This window comes from Pseudomonas sp. E6002, assembly GCF_013385565.1.
Classification (GTDB): domain Bacteria; phylum Pseudomonadota; class Gammaproteobacteria; order Pseudomonadales; family Pseudomonadaceae; genus Aquipseudomonas.
Genome location: NZ_JACAPT010000010.1, coordinates 121940 through 131910, shown reverse-complemented (window position 1 = coordinate 131910; position 9971 = coordinate 121940). Strand labels below are relative to the sequence as shown.

13 protein-coding genes are annotated in these 9971 nt (G+C 59.9%); 6 read left to right on the top strand and 7 right to left on the bottom strand.

The genetic code is table 11. From position 1 onward, the window contains the following. Positions 1-160: 160 nt before the first annotated feature. Together HX815_RS10635 and nudK are read right to left on the bottom strand one after the other, a co-directional pair. Positions 161-1363, bottom strand: a complete 1203-nt coding sequence (locus tag HX815_RS10635) for a lipase family protein (protein ID WP_218168929.1) — start codon at positions 1361-1363, stop codon at positions 161-163. Continuing rightward, positions 1363-1950 (bottom strand): GDP-mannose pyrophosphatase NudK, encoded by a 588-nt coding sequence (nudK, locus tag HX815_RS10630; RefSeq protein ID WP_087692406.1) that lies wholly within the window; start codon positions 1948-1950, stop codon positions 1363-1365. The genes HX815_RS10635 and nudK overlap by 1 nt, the downstream gene beginning before the upstream one ends. Positions 1951-2032: 82 nt before the next feature. On the opposite strand from nudK, the gene HX815_RS10625 reads away from it, so the two are divergent. After that, the gene (locus tag HX815_RS10625; RefSeq protein ID WP_102606259.1) at positions 2033-2788 is read left to right on the top strand and encodes a DeoR/GlpR family DNA-binding transcription regulator; all 756 of its coding nucleotides are present in this window, start codon (positions 2033-2035) and stop codon (positions 2786-2788) included. Positions 2789-2791: 3 nt separating this feature from the next. Here the strand turns inward: HX815_RS10625 and HX815_RS10620 are convergent, their stop codons facing one another. Next, the gene (locus HX815_RS10620; RefSeq protein WP_177028176.1) at positions 2792-3637 is read right to left on the bottom strand and encodes an SDR family NAD(P)-dependent oxidoreductase; all 846 of its coding nucleotides are present in this window, start codon (positions 3635-3637) and stop codon (positions 2792-2794) included. A 131-nt stretch (positions 3638-3768) separates the two neighbouring features. Here HX815_RS10620 and HX815_RS10615 point away from each other — a divergent pair, with 131 nt between their 5' ends. The 3 genes from HX815_RS10615 to HX815_RS10605 all read left to right on the top strand — a co-directional run bounded on the left by HX815_RS10615 (position 3769) and on the right by HX815_RS10605 (position 6883). Beyond that, positions 3769-4656, top strand: a complete 888-nt coding sequence (locus HX815_RS10615) for a LysR family transcriptional regulator (RefSeq protein WP_177028175.1) — start codon at positions 3769-3771, stop codon at positions 4654-4656. Between the two features lie 98 nt (positions 4657-4754). Further along, complete coding sequence (locus HX815_RS10610) at positions 4755-5696, top strand: alpha/beta hydrolase (RefSeq protein ID WP_177028174.1); 942 nt, start codon at positions 4755-4757, stop codon at positions 5694-5696. Between the two features lie 398 nt (positions 5697-6094). Then, positions 6095-6883, top strand: coding sequence for a DeoR/GlpR family DNA-binding transcription regulator (locus tag HX815_RS10605; RefSeq protein ID WP_003207411.1), 789 nt, complete (start codon positions 6095-6097; stop codon positions 6881-6883). Here HX815_RS10605 and HX815_RS10600 read toward each other — a convergent pair. The 3 genes from HX815_RS10600 to HX815_RS10590 are packed head-to-tail and all read right to left on the bottom strand — an operon-like array spanning position 6841 to position 8270. Next, positions 6841-7599 carry a DUF72 domain-containing protein gene (locus tag HX815_RS10600; RefSeq protein WP_177028173.1) on the bottom strand — a complete coding sequence of 253 codons (759 nt, stop codon included), beginning with the start codon at positions 7597-7599 and terminating at the stop codon, positions 6841-6843. The genes HX815_RS10605 and HX815_RS10600 overlap by 43 nt on opposite strands. Beyond that, the gene (locus tag HX815_RS10595; protein WP_003207407.1) at positions 7599-8030 is read right to left on the bottom strand and encodes a hypothetical protein; all 432 of its coding nucleotides are present in this window, start codon (positions 8028-8030) and stop codon (positions 7599-7601) included. Before HX815_RS10595 ends, HX815_RS10600 begins: the two co-directional genes overlap by 1 nt. Positions 8031-8045: 15 nt before the next feature. Then, complete coding sequence (locus tag HX815_RS10590) at positions 8046-8270, bottom strand: hypothetical protein (protein WP_003207405.1); 225 nt, start codon at positions 8268-8270, stop codon at positions 8046-8048. 197 nt (positions 8271-8467) lie between these two features. Here HX815_RS10590 and HX815_RS10585 point away from each other — a divergent pair, with 197 nt between their 5' ends. Together HX815_RS10585 and HX815_RS10580 are read left to right on the top strand one after the other, a co-directional pair. After that, positions 8468-8971: a DUF4142 domain-containing protein gene (locus HX815_RS10585; protein ID WP_003207404.1), complete on the top strand. Its 504-nt coding sequence runs from the start codon at positions 8468-8470 to the stop codon at positions 8969-8971. A gap of 29 nt (positions 8972-9000) precedes the next feature. Continuing rightward, positions 9001-9561 carry a type 1 glutamine amidotransferase domain-containing protein gene (locus HX815_RS10580; RefSeq protein ID WP_003207402.1) on the top strand — a complete coding sequence of 187 codons (561 nt, stop codon included), beginning with the start codon at positions 9001-9003 and terminating at the stop codon, positions 9559-9561. 54 nt (positions 9562-9615) lie between these two features. On the opposite strand, the gene HX815_RS10575 is transcribed toward HX815_RS10580, so the two are convergent. Next, positions 9616-9837, bottom strand: a complete 222-nt coding sequence (locus HX815_RS10575; RefSeq protein ID WP_003207401.1) for a PLD nuclease N-terminal domain-containing protein — start codon at positions 9835-9837, stop codon at positions 9616-9618. Between the last annotated feature and the right edge of the window lie 134 nt (positions 9838-9971).

The window sequence follows — 9971 nt, the reverse complement described above, 5'->3', positions numbered from 1 at the left end:
GTTTTTCGCGAGCAAGCCCGCTCCCACATAAAGCGGCGGAGGCAGCTCCCTTTACTTACTTTGGGCTGGGCCGGCATTCCGGCTTTTGCAAAGTGACTCGCTGTAAGAGCGAAACCATAAGTCGCCGTTACCTGAATAACGGATATACCTCCCCAAAAAGCTACCCCCCACAATTCCCACCAATCACCTCCCCCGCAAACGCCTTACGCACAAACGGCGTCGAGTCCACGAGCGAACCATTGACCGTAGCGGAGTGATCCAGCTCAGGATAAAAATGCCATTCAATCCGGTCTCCGACCTTGCACGCATCCCTGACCAGCGCCTTTTGCCCCGGCACAAACACATCCTGATCCCGCCCCCCCGTACCGACAAAAACCGGAATATCCGTCTTCAACGTCGGATACGCCGACTCACGATAAACCTTGTCGAGCGCCTCTTTCGGCGACCGCTTGAAACTGTCATTGAAGCTGAGCCCATCAGCTATCACCCGCTGCTCAATGGCATGCAAACAATCCCGCCGGCTGCTCTCAAACGCAGGCATCGCACGCTCGCTCAAGTAATCAGCAGCCACAAACCCAGGATCAAACAACGTGACAGTACTCAGCCGCAGCAAGTTATAGGCAAAGGTCGGCACCACCGAACTGCGGGCCTTTTCCAACTCGGCACTGTCTCCCGTTTTATGGGTGGCCGCGTAAGGCGTACCGGTCGCCACCACCCCCACGATATCCAACTCGGGCGCATAGTCTTTCGCATAGACCGCCGTGGCAAACGCAGCACGGCCACCCTGTGACTGCCCGAACACCACCACACGTTTGGAGAGTTCGAAACCACCCGCCCCTACCGCGCGAATGCTGTCGAGCACCCCATAGGCCAGCGGACTGGTCAGCCCATACGGATGCAGGCCAGGCGTCCCAAGCCCCTGGTAATCGGTAGCGACAATCGCGTAGCCCTGAGCCAGCCAATAATTGAGATAGCGCGTATCCCGCGGGCTGCGACCGGCGAACGACGGCGCGCAGATATCGGCACTCCCGACCGTGCCGTGGGCCCACGCCATCAGCGGCCAGCCACCCGGCGGCGGTGTGCCCTTGGGCAGGAACAGCGCACCGGAAACGACAATCCGTTTATGGGTATCGAGACCGTCGGTGGACGTGTACAGGATGCGAATATTCTGCCCCGCCTCGACCAGGCTTTGCTGATCGGTCAACGGCTCGCTGCGCAGCATCCGCCCGGGTGACGCGGGCACCTTGTCCGCCCAGGTATAGAACGCGGGAACACCACCATCACCGACGGGCGTTTGCGCAGCACTCACACCACTGCATCCCCCCAGCAACACCGCCAGCGCAAGCGATAACCGACGCGACATCACCAGCCCTCTTTCAACATCCGCAATTCAAGGTACTGCAACAACATGATGGTCTTGCCGTCGACGATCTCGGCACTGTCCACCATGGCCAGGGCCTCCTCGAATCCCAACTCCAGCACTTCGATATCCTCACCTTCATCCTCCAGCCCGCCGCCATCACTGACTCGGTCGCCAGGCTGATATTCGCCGATGAAAAAGTGAATGCGCTCGGTCACCGAGCCCGGGCTCATGAAGGCCGAATAGATCTTTTCTACATGGCCCACACGGTAGCCCGTCTCTTCTTCCGCCTCCAGGCGAATGCGTTCCTCGGGGCTGGCGTTGTCCAGCAGGCCGGCGGCAGACTCGATCAGGTAACCGTGGTAGCCGTTAACGTAGGTAGGCATGCGGAACTGGCGAATCAGCAACACCGTGCGCCGCTCGCGGTTGTACAGCAGGATCGTCGCGCCATTGCCCCGGTCATAGATCTCCCGGGTCTGGGACTGCCAACTGCCGTCGCGGCGGCGCAGGTCAAAGGTGTACTTTTTCAGCACATACCAATTATCCGAGAGCAGTTCTTCGGCGTGGATGCGGACGGGACTGTTTTCCATGGCAGGACCTTTTTGTCTTGTGTTATTCAGCATGTCGTGCAAAATCGTGCACAGTCAAGAAAAAACATGCAGGAAGCTTCCGATGCTGACCCAACAACGTAAACAACACCTGCTGGATACGCTGCACCGCGACGGCCGGCTGATTGCCAAGGAGTTGAGCCAGGCACTGGAGGTTTCCGAGGACACGATTCGGCGTGACCTGCGGGAAATGGCCAAGGAAGGTTTGCTGCTGCGGGTGCACGGCGGCGCCTTGCCGGCATCCCCCGCGATGGCTGATTTTTCGGTACGGGAACACTTGGTACCCGAGGAAAAAATCGCCATTGGCCGGACGGCTGCACAACTTGTGCAGCCCGGCCAAGTGGTGTTTATCGATGGCGGTACCACGTGCCTGCAACTGGCCCATCACTTGCCGGCGGACCTGAATGCCACCGTGGTCACCCACAGTCCGTCGATTGCCATGGCCCTGGTGGATCATCCGCAGATTGAAGTGATCATGCTCGGCGGGCGGCTGTTTCGCCACTCACTGGTGGGGGTGGGGGCGGCCACGCTGGAGGCCATCGGCCGGGTCAATGCCGACCTGTATTTCATGGGGGTGTGCAGCGTGCACCCGAATGCCGGCCTGTCTACCGGCGATTATGAAGAGGCAGTGGTCAAGCGCGCGTTGTGTCACGCGGCCGCAGAAACCATCGTGCTGGCCACCTCGGAAAAGCTCAACACCGCGTCGCCCTACCAGGTGGTGGAGCTGGCACACGTCAGCGCGATCGTCGCATTGGCCAGTACGCCGCGTGCCCTGCTGCAACCCTATGAAGCTCAGGGCCTGACGCTTTACCTGGCGTGACCGTCAACAGTCCTTGATGGCTTGCCATAACGCGGCGACTTGCGCAGCGTCCGAGGCGTTGACCCGCGCCAGGTCAACCGGATACTCGACCCCCGGATTTTCAGCGAACCGCGTGGCGGTGAACTGGCCGTTGCTGGCACGCAGGATATAGCCGCTGTCCTGGCACGCAGCCGAAGCCAGGAAGATCACCCCAGGCGTGACCCATTCCGGCTTGAGGTTGTGCGGCTCGCCGGTCACGCCCCACATGCGGGTCTTGGCCACGGGTGAGATGGCATTGACCAGGATCCCGGCCTCCGCCCCTTCCCCGCTCAAGGCATTCATGATCCCCAGTTGCGCCATCTTCCCCGCGCTGTAGGCCGCCAGGCCCGGCTGGACGTAGCGCGTATACATCGCACGGTCGGAGGTGGTCAGCACAATGCGGGGTGCGGCAGATCGCGTGAGGTGCTGCCACGCGTGTTTGCACAGCCAGATCGGTGCATAGACATTTACGCCCATGGCCCGCCGGATGAAAGCCTCGTCGGCGGCCTCGATGGGCTGATAGCCGACCCAGCCAGCATTGTGGATCAGGATATCGAGCTGCCCGAAATGCGTGATGGCGCACTCGATCAGCGCTCGACACCCCGCTTCGCCGGACAGGTCACCCGCGTGGCCAACCACCCGCAGGCCTTCACCCTGCAGCGCCAGCGCGGCCGCCTGTACCACCTGGGGATCAGCCCCATCGCCGAGGGTGTCGGCACCGATATCACTGATTACCACCTGCGCGCCGAGTCGCGCCAACTCGCGCGCATAGCTGAACCCCAAGCCACGGGCGGCACCGGTCACGATTGCGGTTTTACCTGTAAAGTCCATCGTCGCGTTCTCCTGATAGGCACTCCACCCTAACAACCCGTGGCCGTCCTGTTTAATACTGAAAAACAGCGATATTGATACCTGCGTCGTATCAAGCCCCACACCGCCATCTACCTGAAGGAACAGCCCAGATGATCGAAACCCGCCTGTTGCGCCAGTTCGTTGCCGTTGCCGAAGCGCTGCACTTTCACCAGGCTGCGGAGCGCCTGAATATGGCGCAGCCAGCGTTGAGCCAGGCGATCAATCGCCTGGAGGCAAAGTTGGGGTTTGCCCTGCTGCAGCGTGACCGTCGTGGCGTGAAGCTGCTGCCAGCCGGGGCGGCGTTTCTTCAGACGGCCTACACCGTCCTCGGGCAATTGCAGCAAGGCATTGAGCAAGCCCGGCAGGTGTCCCAGGGAACCGCCGGCACGCTCACCATCACCTCGGTGTCGATCACCGGCTATCCGTGGTTGCTGGATACCCTCAGGCAGTTTCGCCTGGCGTTCCCCAGGGTTCAGTTGGTGATCAAGGAAATGCCCTCTGCCAACCAGGCCAAGGCCTTGTTGAGTGGTGATACCGATATCGCTTTTTTGCGCTACCTGCCAGGCCAGGCAGATAACATCGAATCCCGGCTGCTGCTGGATGAACCGATCCTGCTGGCGCTGCCCGCAGACCATCCGAATGCGGATGACGTCGCTATCGAGCTGAAGGACTTTGCCGGCGCCGATTTTGTGTTCACGCCCCAGGCATTGGGCAGTGGCTATCACCACCAGTTGATCGCTTTATGCGAGGCCGCGGGCTTCTCTCCAAGGGTGGTCCAGGAAGCCGATCAATTACCCACCCTGATTGGCCTGGTGGCGTGCGGGTTTGGTGTGGCGCTGGTGCCGCAGTCCATTGCCCGTTCGATGCCCCGTGACAAAGTGGCGTTTGTGCCCCTCACCGCCGCGTCCTCCAGCATCGGGCTCTATCTAAACTGGAACACCAGCAATTCTTCCCCCTTGGCCGGGCACTTCTTTTCTCTGCTGGACGAGGCGATGTAATACTTTGCAAGCAATGTCCGGTGACGACCGTCTGAATATTTCCTGCGCGGCCAGGGCATCTGTTAAAACCCGTGCTTCGCCTGTGTCCTGGAACCTTCATGTCTTCACGTTTTCTGTCCCGTCTCGGCCTGCGCTGGTTTCCCCTGCTGTGCATGGCCGCCCTGATCATCGGCCTGCCCGTGGGTTGCGCCGTGCTGCAACACAAGGAACGCGAGTTGCTGTTTCGCGTGGAGCCAGGCACTGCCAGCTGGTACAGCGGGTTGCCGCGTGATGTGCAGGAATTCGACCTGAAACCCGCGAGTTTCAAGGCAGGGCAGAATATTCATGGCTGGTGGTGGCCAGCGGCACAGAAGGACGCGCCGGCAATTCTCTACCTGCACGGCGTGCGCTGGAACCTCACTGGCCAACTGTTTCGCATCGAACAGCTGCGGGCCCTGGGCTTTTCCGTACTGGCCATCGACTACCGCGGCTTCGGCCAGAGTCGAGGCGACCTGCCGTCGGAAACCAGCGTGTACGAAGACGCGCGCATTGCCTGGGAACGCTTCCAGGTGCTGCAACCCGATCCTGCCAAGCGCCTCATCTACGGGCACTCCCTGGGTGGCGCGGTGGCCATCGACCTCGCGGTGGAACTGGGCAAGCAGGCAGCGAACAATCAGGTGCCGCCGCCAGTGCGCGGACTGGTCATCGAGTCCACCTTTACCTCCCTGGCAGATGTGGCCACGGCAGTAGCCAATACGTCATTGCCGGTGCGCTGGCTGCTGTCGCAGAAGTTCGATTCCATTGACAAGATCGCTGATATCCACATGCCGCTGCTGGTGGTTCACGGGCTCGCCGATGCCTTCGTGCCACCGCGCTTCAGCCAGCAACTGTTTGACGCCGCCCAACAGCCGAAACACCTGTTGCTGGTACCCGGTGCCACTCATAACGACAGCATGCGACTGGCCGGCAGCAGTTATCGCCATGCGTTGGACAGCCTGATGCAATCGAAGCGCGCCACTCAGGTTGCCGGGCCCTCCACCGGGCGCCCAAACGACTCGTAAATCTGCATTTCGGCACCGGTTTCGCCGGTGCCTGTCAAGGCGCAAAGCCTGCCCATACTGGCCATAAACAGTGACTGATCAAATATTAACCGCAGGTTAAATCGCCATACCCGCCGGGCTCAAGCGAAGTTATCCACAGAGATACCCACGGTTTTCGTGGACAACTCTTTTTACTTTTTTACGATTTTTTTGCTCGGTAATGCCCTGCTGGAAAGCTTGGCGGCAGCAAAATCTCCTGCATCACCTCGCGAATCGAAACATGGAGTTCGGTACCGGACCGGGTGTGGTTTTTCCATGGTGCTCAGCTCACTCGGCAGGGCATCACCGACACCCCAACCCATTGCGTTTGCGCCTAATGCTGATTAATCTCGCACAAACACGCATCAACGAGCAAAAACATGCATAACACCCATGCTGCCATCGACCTGCCCTCCCTGCGCAAACAGAAAATCCTGTTGCTGCTGGAGCGCGACGGTAAAGTCACTGCCTCGGAGTTGGTGGAGCATTTCGCCGTTTCCCAGGACACCATTCGCCGCGACCTTGGCGAACTCGCCTCCGCCGGTCTGCTGCAACGCGTGCATGGAGGTGCGCTGCCACGGCCCAAGGACACCGGCAAGGATTTCTTCACCCGGTTTGGCGAAACCACCGCGACCAAACGCCACCTGGCGCAACTCGCCGCCGATCGCGTGGAGGACGGCCAGATCGTGCTGTTCGACTCCGGTACCACCACCCTGCAAATCGCCCAGTCACTACCGCATTCCATCAAGCTGACCGCCGTCACGCACTCACCGATGATTGCCATCGCGTTGTCCGAACATCCCAATGTGACGGTGATCCTTGCCGGTGGCCAACTCAACCCGGTGACCATGGCCGCCAGCGGGCATGAAGCATTGCGGCTGATCCAGGGCATCAAGGCCGACCTGCTGTTCACGGGTGTGTGCGCACTGCATCCACAGGTCGGCATCAGCTCGTTGCACTTCGAGGAAGTGGCGGTAAAACAGGCTATGCTCGACAGCGCCTCCCACGTGGTGGCCGTCACCCTGGCCGACAAACTGGGCGCCGTGGAGCCATTCGTAGTGGCACCGTGCAGCCGCATTCATACCCTGATTACCGAGTGGCACGTGCCGCCGGGCAGCGTCGAGGCTTATGAATGCCTGGGGCTGGAGGTGATGCAAGTGGATGCCTGAGGGGCAAGCATCGCTTGAAGGGCAAGCGCATCGACCAGCGCATGACCGCTGGCCGTATTATCGAAAATACACCAGGTCGGAATGCCCTCCTCCAGGGAGGCTCTCAATACCTCGGCCAGCGCGCACAAACGCTCGGTTTCGTAAGCGCTGTGATAGATACGCGGCGAACCATGCAGGCGCCAATAACGCACGCCTTGCCAACCTTTCGGTACATCCCCATCAGCGATCACCGGCGGGTCGGCGGCGACCCGTCCTATCTGGTAATCCTGCAAAAGCCCGCCGGCCTGCGCCCAACTGGCGTGTCGCGGCTCCAGCACCACAGGGCCAGGGAAGCGTTGACGCAAGGCTGTGAAAAAGCCGCCGGCAATGATCGGGTCGTAGCTTAAAGAAGGCGGTAATTGCACCAGCAGGCAGCCCAGGCGGTCGCCCAATTGCAGGCACTGTGCAAGGAACTCATCCAATGCCGTATCGCAGTCACGCAGACGTAATTCATGGGTGATGTACCGTGGCAGCTTGACCGAAAAACCAAAGCCCGACGGCACTGACTGCGCCCATCGTGCGTAGGTCTGCGGGCGATGGGGGCGGTAGAAGGAACTGTTGATTTCAACCGCATTCAAGCACGCGGCATAACGTTGCAGATGAGTGCCCTGCCGGGGAAATCTTGGCCATTGCTCACGAGGCAGGCTCCAACCTGCACAACCGAGAAAAATCGGCATCAGAACAACACCGACGCCGCATCCCTCATGAAAATCTCCACCGTCTTCGGCCCGACGCCCTCGAACGCATTCAAGCGTTTTTCAAACTCCCCACGGTCGGCACTGGCATCGTGGATATGGCTGATCCTGCCCGCGTACTCCGCATTCAACTTGCTGCTGAGGTCGAGCAGGCGTTGCGCGGTGCTTTCGTCGTAACGCACGTAATGCGCCTCACCGAGCATGGCCACCAGTTCGCGAGAGGTGCAGTGTTGCAGTTTGCGCGGGGTGTCCCGGCCATGCTTCACCACAATCACCTGATAGGCCTGCGCCGCGATCTGCGCCTGAATGCGCTTGCCCATCAGGAAGCTGGCGACAAACCACTTGAACAGTGCGTTGTCATCACCGGGCTTGAGCTCAATACCCAGTTCCCCGGCGCTGATGGATCGCCCCATGACTGCCTCCGTTCTTCACTGACCCAGCTTGCGCTCGGCCTTGGCGGCTTGCTCGTTGATCTGCTCGGTTTGCCGTTGTGTGTCCTTGATGGACGTCGGCGTGATCACCTTATCGATGGTTTCTGTCTTGGGATTGGGACGCTGTAAAGAGCTGTCCTGGTCGGCAGCCTGGCGACCTTTCTGCGCCTGTTCAGAGCTGATCGCATCAGGGGTTTTGTCGGCGGTTTTTTCAGTGCCCATGGGGATTCTCCTGCAGTTAAAAGGCCAGGCTCCAGCGCGGAGCCGTTATGCAGCAGAGCCCAAGGTTTTTCGATAGTTCAAGGAAATTGCCTCGGGTGCATGCACCGAAAAATAGAGCAAATTAATTTAAACCTTTTGCGCTGGGCCCCCCTCAACAGTCAGGTAACGGCATCGCGCCACTCTTCAGGAGAAGCATCATGAAGCACTTGCTGATGAAACAAATGGGACTGACCTTCGCGCTGGCCGCGGGCTCGATGGGTGTGGCCATGGCCGCCACTTCCAATGACTTCGTTGACGCCGCAGCCCAGGGCGGCATCACCGAAGTAGAAGCCGGCAAACTGGCGCTGGAAAAGAGCGGTGCCGCTGATATCAAGGCGTTTGCCCAGCACATGATCACCGACCACACCAAGGCCAACCAGGAGCTGACGGCCCTGGCGACGAAGCTCGACATCAAGGTGCCCGACGATGCCAGCCTCACCGACAAGGCCAAGAAAATGATCCTGGAAATCCGTGAAGAGTCCTTTGACAAGGCTTACGCCGACAACCAGGTAAAGGCCCACGAAGACACCGTGGCCCTGTTCAAAAAAGAAGCCGCCTCCTCGGATAACGCCGAACTGAAGGCTTTTGCCGAGAAGACCCTGCCGACTCTCGAAACCCATCTGAAGATGGCCAAGGAGTTGCAGTCCCAGCACGCCAATTAATCATTGACCCACTCAGGAGACACTCGACCATGAGTTCGCAACTGCACGGCAAGAAGATTCTGATCATCACCTCCAACACCGGTATCGAGCGCGACGAGTTGCTCAAGCCGCTGGAAGCCCTGCGTGGTTTCGGCGCCACGGTGACCCACGGTTCCAGCAAAGGTGGCAGCACCCAGACCTTTCTCAAGGACACCGAGAAAGACAGGACGGTAGAGTCCGACGCCAAGCTCTCGGACCTGCACGGCAGTGACTTCGATGCACTGGTCATCCCCGGGGGCACCGTCAATGCCGACACCTTGCGCCAGGACGCCGATGCACTGCGGCTGATCAACGACTTCGTCAAGGCCGGGAAAACCGTAGCCGCCATCTGCCATGGCCCTTGGGCCCTGATTGATGCCGGCGTGATCGGCGGCAAGACCCTCACCTCCTACAAAAGCGTGCGCACTGACCTGGTCAATGCCGGCGCAGCAAACTGGGTGGATACGCAGGTGAAGGAATGCCCGGCCAATGGCTGGACTCTGATTACCTCGCGCACGCCCGACGACTTGCCGGCGTTCAATGAGGCCATTGCCAAGACACTGGCGGCTTGACGCCCGCCAATGCAAACAGGCGCCCTCGGGCGCCTGTTTTTTTTCGATTCTGTCTTAGCCTTTGCCATGCTCAGTGGCATGTGTCGCCCGGTTCACACCCTTGGGTCCAAACAGCGCCCAGAGGATCAGCCCCAACAGCGGCATGAAGATCAGTACCACCAGCCATAAACCCTTGGTCTCCCAGCCACTGCCACTGCGCAGAACGCTGTTGATCGCCCACAGTTCCAGCAGCACCAGAATCACCGCCAAGCCAATCCAGACATATTCGATTTGCATGATTCATCCTCCTGAGGTCGTATGCGTTAGGTCAAGCAACGCGCCCGAGGGTTCATTAAAATTGCAACGGATGGCTCTCGCCCAACGGTTGCGGCACACGGGCCGTAACCTTCTAGACTCAAATGGACACTACC